Origin of the sequence: Nodosilinea nodulosa PCC 7104 (genome assembly GCF_000309385.1) — a bacterium.
Classification (GTDB): domain Bacteria; phylum Cyanobacteriota; class Cyanobacteriia; order Phormidesmidales; family Phormidesmidaceae; genus Nodosilinea; species Nodosilinea nodulosa.
Genome location: NZ_JH976537.1, coordinates 931523 through 948852, shown reverse-complemented (window position 1 = coordinate 948852; position 17330 = coordinate 931523). Strand labels below are relative to the sequence as shown.

Here is a 17330-nt window from a genome sequence, read left to right as displayed (position 1 = left end):
CTAGGCGTCTGGATTGGGATTTAGGCAGGGATGAGGACCATAGTCAACGGTGGTGTCCACCGTTAGCAGGTAGGCTTTAACGCCTTCAGCGGAGGCAAAGGTGTGGCGCTGAATCTCCTCAAGGGCTTTTCGATCTAGCGCGCCATAGCCTGAGCTCCGCAGTAGAGTCGGCTTGCCCCGCCAGGAGCCGTCTGGGTTGGCCACGGCCCCGATGGTGATCTTGCCTGGCAGGTTAGAGAGGCAGACGCGCTGGGGATATACCGTTGAAAAATCGGTGCGATCGATCTCGGGGGAGAGATTGGCTAAGCCCGTGTCTTGACGCATGGCGGCTTCCCACTGCTGCTGGTTGGCATTGAGAGCGTCGCGGGTGACGGCGGCGGCGTTAAAGGCAAAGCGATTTTGAATCGACTCCGCCGCCTGCTCGATCTGGCTGGCGGGCAGGTTGAGGGTCGCTACGTAGGCCAGCAGGTGTTCTCCAACCTCAGCGCTAAACAGGGGGCGACTGGGCGGGGCCGGTGGGGGAGATGGGGCCGTCGCCGCCGGGCTGCTGGCCGCCGGGGTAGAGGGCGGCGGCGGCGCGGCGGTTGGTTGGGATGCGGGGCGAGCCGGGGTGGAGGGCTGCGATCGCCGCTGGGGAGCTAGCTGCCTAGCGCCGGAGGCTGATCGTGGGGCCTGAGCCCGCGCTACCCTGGCGGCCTGGGACTGGGCCACCCGTAGCGGAGAGGCCGAGGACACAGCCGAGGGAGTTGAGGCTGCCGCTGAGTCAGGCATTCCCGCTGGGGGAACGTGGGTAATGGCAACGCTGTCTTGCTCTAGATCCGGCGGCGGAATCGGCGATTCGTCGGAGGCCCCAATGGGCATGAGCAACAACAGCCCGTGGAGGCCCAGCGAAGCCAGCAGCATGGGTGCCAATAGGTTTTGCCACGGCGATCGCTGCCCCTGAATTTTTCCCTTTCCTGCTCGATTCATCATGGTTGACGCCAGACCTGCCTAACCCAGGCTAAAACAACCTGCCTATTACTGCCATTGGATAGTGCCATTAGTTCTGATGGCACCTGAGGCTGCTTACCCTCTGGGGTCGGCCTGCCAAAAGATCACCAGGGTGGTAGACCCACCGGGGCTAACGGGCACCAGCGAAACCCAAAGGATTGTGCTGCCGCCATCCTGCACCTCGAACAGACTGTTGCCGCAGTAGGCCTGGCCAAGGGGCTGCACCGTTTGCCCAGCGAAGGTCCTCGGAATATCCTGCTGCTCTACCAGCTGAATGTTGCGGCTCAGGTACCGCAGATCGGCGGCGGGGGGGCGCAGGGTGTAACTGCCTCTGTCGATGGCACTAAAGAAGCACTGCTGGGTGGTTGCCGACCACTGGACAACGTATAGATCCCAGATATCCCCCGGAAATTGGTCGGTCAGGTCAAAGTTGCTCTTGCCCGGTTCTCGCCCCAGGCCACCGATCGCTGAGGCAACCAGCTGGGCCTGGCGGTTGGGGTCAAACCCGGCCACTGGAGCTGGCTCACTGGGATCAGCGGCCAGTGGATCTACCGCTGGAGGCGTTTCTGGAAGCGCTTCTGGGGGTGCCTCAGGATACTGCTCGGGCACAACTGGCTGGGTCGGAGCCTGGGGCGCGGCTGGCGGCGGCGCACCCGCAGGTGCCTCCGCTGCTGGAGTTTCATCAGCGGGGGGGGCTGGCTCAGCATCGGCCAGGCTGCTAATGCTCAATAAATCCACAACCTCTTCGTCTTCGGCAGGGGCAGCGTCCGCTTCAGCCTCTGCCGCAGGGCGGGAGGGCAGCGGCGTGATCAGCAGCAGGGCGTGGAACCCCATGGACAGCGCCAGCAGCGGAGCCGCCAGGGTTTTAATCCAGGGGGACCACCTAACCCCAAATGGCCGATGAGACTTGCCAGTGGCCATAGAAAACCAGAGATAACGTTAGGGAAGGAGCGATCGCAGTGCCTGGTCCACCATCCGAGTTCAATAACCCTAGTTCAAAGCACATACCCAACAGGGATGCCTGCGGGAAAAAGCAGGCTCTGCTCCGCAGAGCGAGGGCATGCCAACAGGATGGGGACAATACGGCAAAGCCCCTGGAAAGTAGAGATCTCGCCAAGGGCTTTGCCCCAGAATCGACGGATTTAACCTAGGTTAAGGGTTATAGCCCAGCGAGAATCGACGCATAGCGATCGTCGGACAGCGGCACATAGCCGACCTCGGGTACAACCTGAGCGGCGTTGTCGAGCACAAACTTTATGTATGCGCGCACCTGGGGATTGTTCTCCAGGCTAGACTTTTTCACGTAGATGAAGAGGGGGCGAGACAGGGGAACGTAGGTGCCGTTCTCGACGTTTTCTGCGGTGGGCGATACCCCATTCACCGCAACGGACTTGAGCTTGTCCTGGTTTTCCAGGTAGTAGGCCAGGCCAAAATAGCCCAGGGCGTGCACATCGCGAGAAACCCCCAGCACCAGGATATTGTCGTCTTCGCTGGCGGTGTAGTCGGCCCGGCTAGCGCCTCCTTCCCCAACGATTTCTTCGGTGAAATAGTCGAAGGTGCCGGAGTCGGTACCGGGGCCAAACAGCGTGATCGGCTCGTTGGGCCAGCTGGGGTCAATCTGGTTCCAGCGGGTAATGGTGCCCTCTGCCGCCGGTTCCCACAGCATCTTGAGTTGATCGGTGGTCATTTCGCTGGCCCAGGTGTTGTCATGGTTGATCACCACGGTGAGGGCATCGGTCGCCACGGGCACTTCGATGTACTCAATGCCAGCGGCGGCGCAGGTCTCCATTTCAGACTGCTTGATGGGGCGGGACGCACCGGTAATATCTAGTTCGTCCGCACAGAATTTCTTGAAGCCACCGCCGGTACCCGAGACACCGACAGTAACCTGAGTACCACGGTTTGCAGCCATGAACTCCTCAGCCATGGCTTCGTTGATGGGGAAGACCGTGCTGGAGCCATCGATTTGAATGACTGAATCTTGTGACAATGCACTAGGAACAGCAACGCCCGCTGCGATCGCGGCAGTAACCACCCCGGCTAGCGCATAGCGGTTGAATTTTTGTCTACTGAAAACCATACAACACTCTCCGTGGCGTACTAAAATATCGAATTCGCCATTTGAGAGCGTATAGGTTTAATCCTAAGAAAGTCTGATGCCTGCAATAAGGTTGGATTTAGAAAATATTAAGAGTCTTTAGTCGGCCCCTAAGATAACCAAAATCTCAGATGGATTTAGCCTTTGGCGGAGCAGTTTTTTGGCTATGCCTTTTTCAAAAATGGGTATTGGTTGAATATAGCGATAGTTACTTGGGTTATGGCATCCAGAGGCGTTTGAGTGTTTGGGCGTTTGAGCGTTTGAGCGTTTTGAGGGGACATGTCTTAGCCAGACTGGCTTTAGCTATACAGTGGAGAAGCCGGAAAAGTCTATTTTTACCATAGATTAAATCCCCAATAAAAAGAGTCCGAGGCAATATTTTGGTGCTAGGTTAAGAAAATATAGACTAATAGCCTTGCTTCAGTTAAGGGAGATTTAAAGACTGGCTAAATCCCAAAATATTGTGAGCAAATGGTGCGATCGCGGTTTAGCGTACGTAATGTACTGTTGATGCCCTAGCCCCCAGCGAGGCTCTGATCCCGATGTCCGCCGAGTTCCCGTTGCCCGCCGAAACATCTCCGCTGTGGCGGCCCAACCGCCGCCGCAGTCGCCAGGTAGAAGCCGTAGTGCGGGCTGTTTGCCTGCTGTTTGCGGCCATTTCAATTCTGACTACCCTGGGCATTGTGCTGACGCTGATTTTTGAGACCCTCGACTTTTTCCGAGACCCCTTCTTTCGCCAGGCGCTCTGGATCGATCGCCTGCCCGACCTGCTGCCCAACGCCTCCGAAGCCGAAATTCAGGGGGTGAGCGATCAGATTCAGGCCCTCGATCCCAGGACTCTGGTGGAGCGATCGGAGGCGATTGGGCTAGCACCGCCCAGCCAGGCGGCGGGGGTTTTCTACGCGATCCGGCGCTTTTTTACCGACACCCGCTGGACGCCGCTGTTTCAGGACGCCGACTTCGGCATCTTTGTGCTGATCAGCGCCACGTTGCTGACCAGCACCATTGCCATGGCCGTGGCGGTGCCCCTGGGACTGCTAATTGCCGTGTTTTTGAGCGAATACGCGGCTCCTCGCCTGCGCCAGGTGCTAAAGCCGATTTTGGAGCTGCTGGCCGGGGTGCCCTCGGTGGTGTTTGGCTACTTCGCACTGCTGACGGTAACGCCCTTTTTGCAGCGGTTTATCCCGGCGCTCCAGGGATTTAACGCCCTCAGCGCGGGCCTGGTGCTGGGGGTGAGCATTGTCCCGCTGGTGGCCTCTCTCAGCGAAGATGCCATCAATGCCGTGCCCCAGGATCTGCGTCAGGGGGCCTTTGCCATGGGGGCCACCAAGGGCGAAACGATTCAGGCGGTGGTGCTGCCAGCGGCGCTCTCAGGCATTGTGGCCTCGATCATTCTGGCCGCGTCGCGAGCCCTGGGCGAAACCATGATTGTCAGTTTGGCGGCGGGGCAAAACCCCCAGGCCATCGACGGCAGCCTGGGCTTTATCAACCCCTTTGTGCCCGTGATGACCATGACCGCGTTTATTGTGCAGGTCAGCCTGGGCGATGCGCCCTTTGGGTCGCTGGCCTATCGCACCATTTTTGTGGTGGGGATGGCCCTGTTTTTGATCACCCTGGGGTTAAACGTTGTCAGCTACTGGTTTGTGCGTCGCTTTCGGGAGAAATACGACTAATGGCCCCTTCGCAGTCGTCCAAGGTTTCAGCGCCAACCCTGGGGCAGGGGGCGGAGTTCGCCGGCAATTTGCCCCAGCGCTACGCCGCCGATCGCGTCTTTGGGCTGGCGGCCTGGATGGCGACGGCGATCGCGATCGCCGTTCTGGGCTGGCTGCTGTTTGAGGTGCTGAGCCAGGGGCTAGGGCGCCTCAGCTGGCAGTTTCTCACCAGCTTTCCCTCCCGCCACCCCGAAAAGGCGGGCATCATCGGCGCCCTGGCGGGCACCTTCTGGGTAATGGTGATCGTGCCGCTGGTGGCGTTTCCGATTGGGGTGGGGGCCGGGCTGTACCTGGAGGAATTTGCCCAGGACAACGGGTTCACCCGCCTAATCGAAATTAACATTAGCAATCTGGCCGGGGTGCCTTCAATTATCTACGGCCTGCTGGGGCTGGCCGCCTTTGTACGGCTGATGGAGCCGCTTACCGGCGGGCGATCGGTGCTGGCCGGGGCGCTCACCCTGGCCCTGCTGGTGCTGCCGATTATTATTGTCGCCACCCGCGAGGCCCTGCGCGCCGTGCCCGAGGGCATTCGCCTGGCCGGGCTGGCCCTGGGGGGCAGCCGCTGGCAGGTGGTGTGGGACCACGTGCTGCCCGCCGCGCTCTCCGGCATTCTCACCGGGGTGATTTTGGCCCTCTCCCGCGCCATTGGCGAAACCGCGCCGCTGATTACCATCGGGGCGCTTACCTTTGTGCCCTTTACCCCCGGCTGCACCGAGGACTTTCCCTACTTCAACCCCCTAGACCTGGGGCGCTGCCCCGCAGATGTGGTGCAAAGCCCGTTTACGGTGCTGCCGATTCAGATTTTCAACTGGATTAGCCGCCCCCAGCAGGCCTTTCACGACAACGCCGCCGCCGCTATTATTGTGCTGTTAGTCATGCTGGTGCTGATGAATAGCGTGGCGATCGCGCTGCGCAGTCGCTTTCAGCAGCGGCGATCGTAGGTAGTGCTGAGAACAATCATGCCCGACGACCTGGGTCCCTTTCTAATTGGCGTTGCCCTGCTGGCGCTCTACCTGGGCTGGTCGGCGGCGACCGAAATGGGCACGCGCTGGCCCTGGCGCAAGTGAGTATCCATCCCTCGGGCGGGGCTGACCGCGCAGCCTGCCCACCAGCGGAGACCGCGGCCAGAGACGTTACAGTATGCGTCAAAAATGGGGGATTGTAGCTCTCATAACAGATTCCACCGGATAGATGTCGTGGACTAGGGTCTAAATCCCTTGGCTTTGTGGGTTTATAGCTAGAGCCAAACAGGTTAGGACATTGCACAGGTATGGCTGTAGCCAGTCTGGTTAAGCCATGTCTCCTGTAAACGTTCAAACGTTTGAACGTCCATAGGGTTTCTGGATGTCCTAGCTAACGGGACTATTGCTATAGCTCCTGTGCGATCGCTATACGCCGATGCGCTGTTCCCGTCTCCGCATTGACGATCCCCACGGTCCTAGGCGCATTGGCCACAGCTATATATCGGCCAACTTACCTAATCCCTTCACAAGGAGTGCTACTGTGACCCAGCCCACCGAAAATCTGCCCCAGTCGCCCCCCGATTCGGGGCAGGGGAGCAAGCTTGCAGAGTTCTTTAATTTTGAGGCGCTCCGCACCGACCTTCGCACCGAGACGCTGGCGGGGGTCACTTCCTTCGTCACGATGGCCTATATTCTGGTCGTCAACCCGGCTATTCTGTCGAACGCCATTTTCCTCAACGAGTCGGGCGATTTGTTTGGCGAACTGGTGGTGGCCACGGGGGTTTCTGCCGCCCTGGCAACGCTGATTATGGCGCTCTACGCCAAGCTGCCCTTTCTGCTGGCCCCCGGTATGGGCGTCAACGCCTACTTTGCCTTTACCGTGGTGCTGGGCTTGGGTGTGGACTGGCGGGTGGCCCTGGCGGCGGTGTTCATTGAGGGCATTCTCTTTATTTTGCTGACCGTTACCAACGTGCGCAGCAAAATCGTGGAGGCCATCCCCGATGCGGTCAAGCACGCCACCACTGCCGGGATTGGTTTATTTATTGCCTACATTGCCCTCAAGGGAGCGGGCATTATTGCCCCATCGGAGGCGACCTTTACGACCCTGGGCAACCTGCGATCGCCCCAAACGGCCATGGCGCTGCTGGGGCTGGCCATTACCGCCGCCCTGTTCGCCCGCCGGGTTACGGGCGCGCTGCTGTGGGGCATTTTGGGCACCTCTCTGCTGGCCTGGATCTTTGGCGTTTCCCCCTGGCCCACGGGGCTGATGTCGATTCCGGCGGCCCCTACCGACCTGTTTGGCCAGGCCTTTGTCGGGCTGGGCGAGATGCTGCGGGTTAACTTCTGGGAGATGATTAGCATCGTCTTCGTGTTTTTGTTTGTGGACCTGTTTGACACCATTGGCACCCTGACGGGGCTGGGGACAAAGGCGGGCTATATCAAAGCAGATGGCAGCTTTCCGGGCGTAGAAAAGGCCTTCATGGCCGATGCCGTGGGCACCACCGCCGGGGCCGTGCTGGGCACCTCCACCGTGACCACCTATATCGAGTCGGCTTCGGGCATTATGGAGGGCGGTCGCAGCGGCTTTACCGCCCTGGTGGCGGCGGCGCTGTTTATGGCGTCGATTCTGTTTATTCCGCTGCTTCAGGGCATTCCCGCCTTTGCTACCGCCCCGGCGCTGATCATTGTCGGCGTGCTGATGATGTCTGGGGCCAAGCTAATCGACTGGGATGAACCCGCCGATGCGATCGCCGCCTTTCTCACCATCATCATGATGCCGCTGGCGTTCTCCATCGCTGAGGGCCTGGCCATGGGCCTGATTGCCTACCCGCTGATCAAAGCCTTCCAGGGCAAAACCAGCGACACCACCCTCGGCATGTGGATTTTGGCGGCCATCTTCCTGCTGCGATATATCTTCGTCGCGGGCGGTGCCTAATCTCCTCCTGTAATCTGGCTTAGCAGGTGCCCCTGAGTAATATCTGAGGGGCACCTGTTTTGTTATTTGTCGCAGGCACAGGTTCGGCGCTGCTTTCCTCACGTGGTTGGAGTAGTTCCAGCCGCGATCGCACTTCTGTCCCCAGCATCCCCCGCTTCCGTCGATAGGCCAATCGTCCGGGAACAGCGTACTTGCACTTGATTTGGTATAAACGAGTCAGGCGCACCATTCTGAAACAAGACCATGACACAATCCGAGCTCTTTCAATTCACCCTTGGTCTCGACGATCCTGAACTAGAGGATGATGAACGCCTGAGGTTTGCCACTCGCCTTTTGCCAGAGCTGCGCCAGGTGGATGAAGTAGCGCGCGCCGACCGCACCGAAGCGGTCACGTCCCTAGAAGGGGCTAAGGGCTACGCCACCCTAGTCGGCTGGCTGACGGCGGATGTCAGCGCCAAAAATATTGTGGGATTTTTGGCCTGGATCGCGAGTCGCTTTGCCGATACGCCCGTTAAGGTCAAGGTAAAGGTGGGCGATCGCGAAGTAGAGTTAGAAAGCGACAAGCTGCAAGACCCCGAAGCAACCGCCCTGAAGCTGCTGGCGGCACTCAAAGGAGAATCGGGTGCCTGAGACGCCAAAGAAATTTGCTCTCTTAATCGGCGTCAGCCAGTACGGCGAGGGGCTGCCGGAGCTGTTGGCTACGCCCCAGGATGTGGCCGCCCTCAAGCGGGTGCTGGAAAATCCGGCTATGGCCGAATTTGACCAGGTTGAAACCCTGGTTGATCCAGACCCGGTGCAAATGCGCCTGGCGATTCAGCGGTTGTATCGACAGCCTGCTAAGGATGATCTGGTGCTGCTGTACTTTTCAGGCCACGGCATTACCGATGACAACAATCACCTCCATTTGGCTACCCGCTTGACGAGCAAAGACGACTTTGAAGCCACGGCGGTACCGGCTCGCTTTGTGCAGCAGCAGTCGGTGCAGTGCTACGCCCGGCGGCAAATTCTGATTTTAGACTGTTGCTATAGCGGGGCCTTTAAGGACGGTTGGCAGGCCAAGGCCGCTGGGTTAGACCTGCGCCCAGAACTGGGGGCCGAAGGGCGTGTGGTGCTAACCTCTTCTACTGCGACCCAAACCTCTTTTCAGCAGGAGAGTGCAGAGCTATCGCTCTATACCCAATACTTAGTGGAAGGCATTGAAACCGGAGCCGCCGATGCCGATCGGGACGGCAAGATTTTTGTGCGAGAACTGCACGACTACGTCAAAGGCAAAGTGCAGGAGGCCAAACCGAATATGAAGCCCGACATCTTGCTGGATAGAGAAGGCTTCGATATTTTGCTCAGCAAGGCCCCCAGAGGCGATCGCACCCTAGAGTTTCGCCGCCTGGTAGAGGAGTCTGCCCGAGGCGGCGAAATTACCACCTACCGTCAGGATATTCTGCGGCTGAGGCAGCAAGAGTGGGGGATTGCAGAGGAAGCCGCAGAGGCGATCATCCACAGCGTGTTGGAACCCTTTCGTCGGCGACTGGCCAACCTAGAACGGTTCAAAACCGCCCTTCAGGAGGAGGTTGATTACCAGTTCCCGTTAGACCCACACCTGAAGGCAGATTTACGGGACTGGCAACGGCAGGTGTTGGGCTTGGCTGATGAGGATGTCGCAGACATCTGGCAGCGGGCGATCGCTGGCAAAGCTGAAATGAGTAAGCTCCAGAATCACCCGCAGCCAGTCGCAGAGCCGCCGCCGAGGACCCCACCCACTGTAGAGCCGCGCCTGCCAGCCCGCTTTGCTGGCGCTATGATGTCGAATTATTTACCCCGTACGACCCCACCCATCGTAGAGCCGCCGCGCCCGCCAGCAGATATCAGGACTCTGCCCCTACCGTTGCAACCGGTTGAGTTTGAGGTGGCGACCGTCAAGGTTAAGACAGAGACTCAGCCAGGTGGTTTTTTAGGCCTCAGCAATAAGGAGGTGAAGACTTACCCGATTGCTCGCAGTCGCCAGTCTGCGCAAGGTTATCGGGAAGATTTGGGCAACCGTACCTTTTTGGACATGGTGCAGATTCCCGGTGGTAGTTTTCAAATGGGCTCAAACGATTATGAGAGCGAGAAACCCATTCACATGGTTACTCTGCAATCGTTTTTCATGGGGCAATACCCGATCACCCAGGCGCAGTGGAGAGCTGTAGCGGCGTTGCCAAAGGTGCAGCTTGAGCTAGATCCTGACCCATCACACTTCAAGGGCGACAATCGCCCGGTTGAAAAGATCTCCTGGTGGGAGGCGGTGGAGTTTTGCGATCGACTGGCTCAAGGCACCCAGCGCCTCTATTGTCTGCCCAGCGAAGCTGAGTGGGAATATGCCTGTCGAGCGGGGACCACAACGCCTTTTCACTTTGGGGAAACTATCACAACAGATCTGGCCAACTATCGAGGGCAAGACTGGGAGTACCAAGGTAAAACATATCCAGGTAACTATGGCGGCGGCCCCTACGGTAGTTTTCGCGGAGAGACCACGCAGGTTGCTCAGTTCTCAGCCAATGCCTTTGGGCTGTACGACATGCACGGTAACGTGTGGGAATGGTGTGCCGACCACTGGCACGATACCTATGCAGGTGCCCCAACCGACGGCAGTGCCTGGTTAACTGAGAATAATGATGCCCGGCGGCTGCTGCGCGGTGGTTCCTGGGTCGACGTTCCCGCGGTCTGCCGGTCTGCCAACCGCGGCAGACTCGCGCCCGGCGACCGCGACAGCCTTTTTGGTTTTCGGGTCGTGTTGTGTCCGGCGCGAGCACTCCTGGCTTGTCAGAGCTAGCCGAAGGAATTCGGCTGGGCGTACGATCGGGAGTCCAAACCTGCTCCAGCGATGGGGGCGACTCCATCCAAATATAAAACCGGGCCGGATGGTTTGGTAGGTTCGCCGAAGACCCGTCCGGTTCACCCAAAACAAAATTCTCTGCCTGGAGAAAGATCCCTGGGTTCTCTGAGAACCCAGGGATCTTCTCTTTAAGTCATCCCTCATCATCCGAGAGCTGTTCTAGCTCATCGGCAAGAGAGTCTTGAAAATCTTGATCACAATGGCTCTGCAAATGTATGGCTGAAGCCGTCAGCTCTGCCAAGATCTCAGCTTTTTGGCCATCATTCAGGCCAGGCAGTTGCAGCTGATGAATCAACTCTAGGACTCGACTGCATTCATCACCTAATTCTCGAACTAAGGCGCTCAGCGTCGCATCTTGAATTGCTAGGGATCGCTGTCTTGAGCTTAACTGCATTCTTATCTACCTAATCGTTTTCTAGCCTGTCGAATGCCATTTTCAAAAGCCCTGATCTCTTTTTCCCAGTGTCGTACAAGCCCTGGATCTGGCATCTCCCTGTGAAGCTCAACCCCAATCTTCTCTAAATGCTCTGCAATTCGTGCTTCCAAGCTTTTAATTGCCTTGAGATGATTCTTCTTCCCCATCGATTAATTTAGATGATCTGATCGGAGAGATTAACCCTGTATCTGCCAAGAATACACCATGGCTACTTACCCCCTAAGCTACTCACCCCTAGCACTCTGAAGCCCCTGACGAAACGCCCTGGCGGCAGCGAGGGCGTTGGGGTTTTGCAGGCAGCGGGTCAGCAGCTCGATATCTAAACCGGGCAGCAGCTCGCTGCGGGCGATGGGTTCGTAGCCAGCGGTGGCGACAAACTGGTCGTCTTCGCGGCGGTGATAGATAGCCAAATGGTCATTTTGCCAGAACCAAACTTCCCGTATCCCCAGGCGGCGATAGAGTTCCAGGCGATTGATGCTGCCGCTGGTGACAATCACCTCGATCGCCAGGTCAGGGAACTCCTTATCTAGCCCGATGCAGTAGCTTTCATCGGGTTCACCCCCGGCCTGCTGCTCTGGCCTGCGCAGGGTAGTCGATCCCATGGGGAAGTATTCGGTATTGGTTTCTAAAAAGTAAATCAGCAGCAGATCTCCAATCCGGGTTTTACCGCTCTCGTGGAGACGACTGGGGGCCACAATTTCCAAATCTCCGGCTAAAAAATGCACCCGGTAGGGAGACTTTTCTCCTAGATCGGCCAGGAGAGCTTCGTACTGCTGCCAAGACACCTGGCTAAACACCCGCCGCTCTTCCGAGTCCTCTAGGGCTAACCGATTCGAGACATCATTGAGGAGTACCACTCTTCCGCTCCCGTTTAGAACGAATTTAGAACGAGCCTGCCAGAGCCTCGACGCAGCGATCGCAGATAGTCGGATCTTCGCTGCTTTCCCCTACGTGGGTGGAGTAGTTCCAGCAGCGATCGCATTTCTCGCCCTCTGCATCCAGTACGCCAATGCCCAGCGCGTCAGACTCGGTGCTAAATTTCGTGCCCGTCAGAGGCGCTGGCGAATCTAGCACCTCGACCTGGGAGACCAGGAACAGGTAGCGCAGTTCGTCTACGTGGTTGGTCTCCGGGGCGATCGCATCTTCAGGATTCATCGCCGCCAATTTCTGCCGCAGTTCCCCATCGGCGACGTAAATCAGCGCCTTGGCCTCCAGAGAAGAGCCAATTTCCTTGGCGGTGCGGGCCTGCTCCAGCACCCGGTTCACCTCCTGACGCACGGTGCGAATCTGGCCCCAGGTGTCGGCTAGCTCGGGCTGCTGCCACCGATCTTCCAGGTTCACCCAGCCCGCCTCAAAGACAGATTTGTAGGGGGTGGGGTAGGGCAGGTTTTGCCAGATGTCTTCGGCCATGTGGGAGAGCACCGGGGCGATGGCACGGGCCAGGGCTTCGATCGCGATCGCCAGCACCGTCTGACAGCTGCGCCTGCGGGGCGAATCTGCCGCGCTGATGTACAGCCGATCCTTGGCGATATCCAGGTAAAAGTTCGACAGATCGACCGCGCAAAAATTCTGCACCGTCTGAAAGAACCGGAAGAACTGGTAGGTCTCAAAGGCGTCGGTGATGTCGGCAAACACCTCGGTCATGCGGTGCAGCATGTAGCGATCGAGCTCGGGCAGCTGGTCGTAGGGCACCGCGTCTTTGGCCGGGTCGAAGTCGTGCAGGTTGCCCAGCAAAAACCGCGCCGTGTTGCGAATCTTGCGGTACACGTCCGACATTTGCTTGAGAATGTTGCCCCCCAGGGGCACGTCGGAGGAGTAGTCCACCGACGACACCCACAGCCGCAGCACGTCGGCCCCGTAGGGCGGGTCGGCTTTTTGGTTTTTGCCGCCGTTGATCACAATAGAAGGGTCGACCACGTTGCCGAGGGATTTGCTCATTTTGCGGCCCTGCTCGTCGAGGGCAAAGCCGTGGGTGAGCACCGTTTTGTAGGGAGCGCAGCCATTGACGGCCACACTGGTCAGCAGGCTCGACTGAAACCAGCCCCGGTGCTGGTCGGAGCCTTCCAGGTACATATCGACCGGGTACTTCAGCTCGTTGCGCTGCTGGGCCACCGCCGCCCAGGAGGAACCGGAGTCGAACCACACATCCATGGTGTCGGCCCCCTTGCGGTAGGTGTGGCCGTTGTTGCGGTAGGCCTCGGGCAGCAGTTCCGCCTCGCTCAGCTCCCACCAGGCATCGGAGCCTTTTTCGGCAAAGATGGCCTTGATGTGGGCCAGGGTTTCCTCATTCAGCAGGGGTTCGCCCGTCGCCTCGTCGTAGAACACTGGGATCGGCATGCCCCAGGTGCGCTGGCGCGAAATGCACCAGTCGGAGCGATCGCTCACCATTGAGGTAATCCGGTTTTCCCCCGTCGCCGGAATCCACTGCACCGCCTGGATTGCCTTCAGGGCCTGGTCGCGGAACCCTTCCACGGAGGCAAACCACTGCTCCGTGGCGCGGTAGATGGTGGGCTTTTTGGTGCGCCAGTCGTAGGGGTACTTGTGTTGGTAGGGCTCGTGTTTGAGCAGCGAACCGGCCTTTTCCAGCGCCTCAATGACGGCGGGGTTGGCATCTTTGAGCACGTTTAGCCCCGCGAAGGGGCCAGCGGCGGCGGTCATGTCGCCCTTTTCATCCACCAGGTTGAGGATCGGCAGGCCGTAGCGCTGGCCAACTCTGAAGTCTTCTTCGCCGTGGTCGGGGGCGGTGTGCACCAGGCCGGTGCCCGACTCGGTGGTGACGTAGTCGCCGCCGATGACGATGGGGCTTTCGCGATCGAACAGGGGGTGGCGATAGGTGGAATGCTCGAGCGCTGCCCCCTTAATTTCGGCTTTGAGGGTGAGATCAGAGCCGAGGACTTGAGCGATGCGATCGCACAGATCCCTGGCGATGATCAGGTACTTAAACGGCTTCCCCGACGCCACCTCCACCACGGCGTAGGTTAGATCCCCATTTACCGCTACCCCCAGGTTGGCGGGAATGGTCCAGGGGGTCGTGGTCCAGATCGCCACGCCCAGCTCGCCCAGGTAAGGCTCCAGCGCCTTCTGGGCGGTGGGGGCCGCGCTCACCATCGGGAACGCCGCGTAGATGCTGGGGGAGGTGTGGCCCTCGGGATACTCTAGCTCCGCCTCCGCCAGGGCGGTCTGAGAACTCGGGCTCCAGTGCACCGACTTGAGGCCGCGATAGATGTAGCCCTTTAGATACATCTGGCCAAATACGTCGATCTGGGCCGCCTCGTACTCGGGCAGCAGGGTCATGTAGGGATGATCCCAGTCGCCCCACACGCCGTAGCGCTTGAAGCTCTCCCGCTGGCGATCGATGGTTTTGAGGGCAAAGGCCTTGGCCTTGTAGCGCAGCTTGATCGGCGTCAGCTTTTCCCGCGCCTCGGCATCCATGGCCTGGAGCACCTTCAGCTCGATGGGCAGGCCGTGGCAGTCCCAGCCGGGCACGTAGCGCACCTTGCGGCCCTTGAGCAGCTGGTACTTGTTGATCGTATCCTTCAGAATTTTGTTCAGGGCGTGGCCAATGTGCAGGTCGCCGTTGGCGTAGGGCGGCCCGTCGTGCAGCACAAATACCTCGCCGGGGTTACTGGTCGACAGGGTTTCGTAAATCTGGTTTTCGGCCCAAAAAGCTTGAATTTCGGGCTCTCGCTTGGTGGCGTTGGCCCGCATATCGAAGCTGGTCTGGGGCAAGAGAACGGTATCTTTGTAGCTTTTGGGGTCTGTCACAGCCTGAAATCGACTAAGGGTGAAGGATTGCTTGCGCCATTATTGCAGATTCGACCCGCCGCACCGTGGAGGTCGGTCAGGCAGGGAACCATCTATATACATTAGGTCAGGTTGACGGCAATTGCAGGGCTAATCTGGCCGGTCGGGGTCGGCGTGGCAGGAATCTCCATCCTCGGCCCAGTTTTCGTCGTCGCCCCAGTTGGCCTCCTCGTCATCCGCCGGGGATTGACCGGCTGGAGCATCTGCCCCTGCCCCAGGGGGCATGGACTGGTCGCCCGGGGCAGCGGCGGCGCGATCGCCCTCCCCAGGCCCGTCAAAACTCTCCGTTGCCTCAGTATCGACGATGGTCACCGCTGAAGACGACTCCGGACTGGACGGTTTTGCCGCAGTCGAGGCGGTGGGTTGGGGTTTGCCCTTGTTTAGCGGCGAGGGGCGGGGCGGAATCTCGATCACCGCCCGCTTGGGTTTGGGGGTGGTCTTAGCCTTGACCACGTCTCCTATCCAGGCTTTGAGCCCCGCCAGCCTGGCCCCAACGGTCGCAGGCTGGTTGACCTTCGGCGGAACCTTAGGGCCAGGGGGAGGCTGTAGGGCTGGCGATCGAGGCGATCGTTTGGCGGTAACGGGCGGTGAAGCCGTTGACCTGGCTGACTCTGCGATCACAGGTGCAGGAGACGGAGCTGCGATCGCCGATGGACCAGATCGGCGGGGGCTGGGGGCCAGCTCATCGACAAACTCGTAATCCACATCCTTGAGCGACGAAACTCGAATCTCGCTGGTGGCGATCGCCGGATCCCCTGGCCGCAAACCATCCTCTGCCTCGGGCAGCCAGCGGGCCAGCGGCGTACCCCTGAGCAGGCCCAATGCTGACTGCCTGAGCTGCCGACCGAAAGCAGGCCAGGCGTCCTGGGTCAGGGGAGTTTGTAAATTGAGCGGCGTGCGTTTACGGCGCAGGGCCAGGGTTTGCCAGCCGAACCAGCCCAGCAGCGCAATACTGGCCAGGTGCCCAAGCAGCTCCACCGATGAGGTCTGAACCGCGCTAAACCAGAGCACCAGGCCGTAAAACGCCCCTACCCCGCTCCAGAAAAAATCGTGGCGGCGATGCACTTCCGGGAAGAAAAAAGCGGCCCCGTACAGGGCAATGCTGCCCAGCCAAACCGCGATCGCCAGAACCTGAACCCCCATACCGCTGGTGCATCCGCAATTTCGACACCTTTACTCTATCGCGGCTGGCCAAACCAGAGGCGACGGAGTAGTCCTAAGCGCATTCCAGCCCGCAAAAACAACCGAGGGAGAGACCGCTAAGCCTCTCCCTCCACCGCCTCACCTACCTACGCCCTGGCATCTGCGCTCTGGCTAAGACGCCCCAGCCTTCTTGGAAAACAGCACCAGCACAGTCTTGATAATCAGCTGAATGTCGTAGGCCAGGCTCCAGTTTCTCTGGTAGTCCAAATCCATGCGTATCACGTCCTCAAATTTTTTCACCGTAGAGCGACCGTTGACCTGCCACTCGCCGGTCATGCCGGGTTTCACGTCGAGGCGCTGCCACTCGGGCACCTGGTACTGCTCCAGCTCATCGGGAGTAGGAGGCCGAGTGCCCACCAGGCTCATGTCGCCCCGCAGCACATTCCAAAACTGAGGCAGCTCATCTAGGCTGGTGCGGCGCAGAAAGCGGCCCACCCTGGTAATGCGAGGGTCGTTCTCGTTCTTGAACAGCGGGCCTTCCACCTCGTTTTTAACCTGGGCCTTGAGGGCTTCGGCATCGGTTACCATCGAGCGAAATTTCCAAATCTGAAAACGCTTGCCCATCCAGGAACACCGCACCTGCTTAAAGAAAATAGGACCGCCGTCTTCGAGCTTGATGGCCAGCACAATCGGCACCGACAGCACGGCGGTAATGATCAGGCCCACAATGGCGCCCACAATATCCAGCATGCGCTTGCCCCTGGAGGTTACCGAGGGATGGGCCGTCAGGGCCACAAAGCGCATTTCGGGCTTGGCGGCTGGGGCTTCTGGTTCCCCGGCGACAGCCTCAAAGGTGAACAGCTGCTCTAGGTCGGTGAGGGCCAGCACCATGCGCACCTGCTCCTGTACGCCCCGCAGCACCATGTCTATGCCCTTGGCCTTACAGGTGCGGTAGCAAATTACCAGGGCGCCCAGACCGCTGCTGTCAATAAATTCGGTCTGGCTGAGGTCAATAATGATTGACTCCGGCACAGGCTGGTTGAGGCAGTAGCGCTTGACCTGCTGCTCAAACTCAACCGCTTCAACAACGGTTAGCGTAGACGGCACACCCACAACACAGGCGGTGTCTAGATCCTCATCGACGGGCTGCTGGGCGGCTACTGGTGGATTCTGATCTGGGGCAATGGATGAGGTCATACCGGCATCCCTGGTAATGATTAGTGGCAATAGGTACTGTCAGGGTTCCCTCGACAATGACCAAACTATAGAAGTTGCAACCCCGCGCTGCCCTGCCTCCGCTCTTAACTTCAACGAGTCTTAACGAGTCGTTGATGAGTTGGTTAGGAACAACTGCGTGTTTCTCCCCTTGACGGATGC

14 protein-coding genes are annotated in these 17330 nt (G+C 59.1%); 5 read left to right on the top strand and 9 right to left on the bottom strand.

Annotation, left to right across the window (positions count from 1 at the left end; genetic code table 11):
- The 3 genes from LEPTO7104_RS0104140 to LEPTO7104_RS32705 form a co-directional block, all read right to left on the bottom strand.
- Entirely contained in the window at positions 1 to 972 is a 972-nt protein-coding gene (locus LEPTO7104_RS0104140; RefSeq protein WP_155523514.1) for an energy transducer TonB, read from the bottom strand.
- Between the two features lie 93 nt (positions 973 to 1065).
- Positions 1066 to 1911 (bottom strand): hypothetical protein, encoded by an 846-nt coding sequence (locus LEPTO7104_RS36680; protein ID WP_051158473.1) that lies wholly within the window; start codon positions 1909 to 1911, stop codon positions 1066 to 1068.
- Between the two features lie 238 nt (positions 1912 to 2149).
- Positions 2150 to 3070 (bottom strand): PstS family phosphate ABC transporter substrate-binding protein, encoded by a 921-nt coding sequence (locus LEPTO7104_RS32705; RefSeq protein WP_071527179.1) that lies wholly within the window; start codon positions 3068 to 3070, stop codon positions 2150 to 2152.
- A gap of 560 nt (positions 3071 to 3630) precedes the next feature.
- Here LEPTO7104_RS32705 and pstC point away from each other — a divergent pair.
- The 5 genes from pstC (at position 3631) to LEPTO7104_RS36675 (ending at position 10507) form a co-directional block, all read left to right on the top strand.
- Complete coding sequence (gene pstC / locus LEPTO7104_RS0104125; RefSeq protein ID WP_017297283.1) at positions 3631 to 4761, top strand: phosphate ABC transporter permease subunit PstC; 1131 nt, start codon at positions 3631 to 3633, stop codon at positions 4759 to 4761.
- A complete protein-coding gene (gene pstA / locus LEPTO7104_RS0104120) occupies positions 4761 to 5741 on the top strand; it encodes a phosphate ABC transporter permease PstA (protein ID WP_017297282.1) in 981 nt (326 codons plus the stop codon). The genes pstC and pstA overlap by 1 nt, the downstream gene beginning before the upstream one ends.
- 562 nt (positions 5742 to 6303) lie before the next feature.
- Complete coding sequence (locus LEPTO7104_RS0104110; RefSeq protein ID WP_017297280.1) at positions 6304 to 7698, top strand: NCS2 family permease; 1395 nt, start codon at positions 6304 to 6306, stop codon at positions 7696 to 7698.
- 243 nt (positions 7699 to 7941) lie between these two features.
- Entirely contained in the window at positions 7942 to 8328 is a 387-nt protein-coding gene (locus tag LEPTO7104_RS0104105) for an effector-associated constant component EACC1 (RefSeq protein ID WP_017297279.1), read from the top strand.
- Complete coding sequence (locus LEPTO7104_RS36675) at positions 8321 to 10507, top strand: caspase, EACC1-associated type (RefSeq protein ID WP_017297278.1); 2187 nt, start codon at positions 8321 to 8323, stop codon at positions 10505 to 10507. The genes LEPTO7104_RS0104105 and LEPTO7104_RS36675 overlap by 8 nt, the downstream gene beginning before the upstream one ends.
- A gap of 196 nt (positions 10508 to 10703) precedes the next feature.
- Here LEPTO7104_RS36675 and LEPTO7104_RS0104095 read toward each other — a convergent pair whose 3' ends face one another.
- The 6 genes from LEPTO7104_RS0104095 to LEPTO7104_RS0104075 all read right to left on the bottom strand — a co-directional run bounded on the left by LEPTO7104_RS0104095 (position 10704) and on the right by LEPTO7104_RS0104075 (position 17150).
- Positions 10704 to 10964, bottom strand: coding sequence for a hypothetical protein (locus LEPTO7104_RS0104095; RefSeq protein WP_017297277.1), 261 nt, complete (start codon positions 10962 to 10964; stop codon positions 10704 to 10706).
- 2 nt (positions 10965 to 10966) lie between these two features.
- Positions 10967 to 11152, bottom strand: coding sequence for a hypothetical protein (locus LEPTO7104_RS43495; protein ID WP_040695269.1), 186 nt, complete (start codon positions 11150 to 11152; stop codon positions 10967 to 10969).
- A gap of 78 nt (positions 11153 to 11230) precedes the next feature.
- Complete coding sequence (locus tag LEPTO7104_RS0104090; RefSeq protein ID WP_017297276.1) at positions 11231 to 11863, bottom strand: Uma2 family endonuclease; 633 nt, start codon at positions 11861 to 11863, stop codon at positions 11231 to 11233.
- Positions 11864 to 11888: 25 nt separating this feature from the next.
- Positions 11889 to 14771, bottom strand: a complete 2883-nt coding sequence (ileS, locus tag LEPTO7104_RS0104085) for an isoleucine--tRNA ligase (protein WP_017297275.1) — start codon at positions 14769 to 14771, stop codon at positions 11889 to 11891.
- Between the two features lie 129 nt (positions 14772 to 14900).
- Entirely contained in the window at positions 14901 to 15953 is a 1053-nt protein-coding gene (locus LEPTO7104_RS36670) for a Ycf66 family protein (RefSeq protein ID WP_017297274.1), read from the bottom strand.
- 171 nt (positions 15954 to 16124) lie between these two features.
- Positions 16125 to 17150 carry an anti-sigma factor antagonist gene (locus tag LEPTO7104_RS0104075; RefSeq protein ID WP_017297273.1) on the bottom strand — a complete coding sequence of 342 codons (1026 nt, stop codon included), beginning with the start codon at positions 17148 to 17150 and terminating at the stop codon, positions 16125 to 16127.
- Positions 17151 to 17330 lie beyond the last annotated feature (180 nt).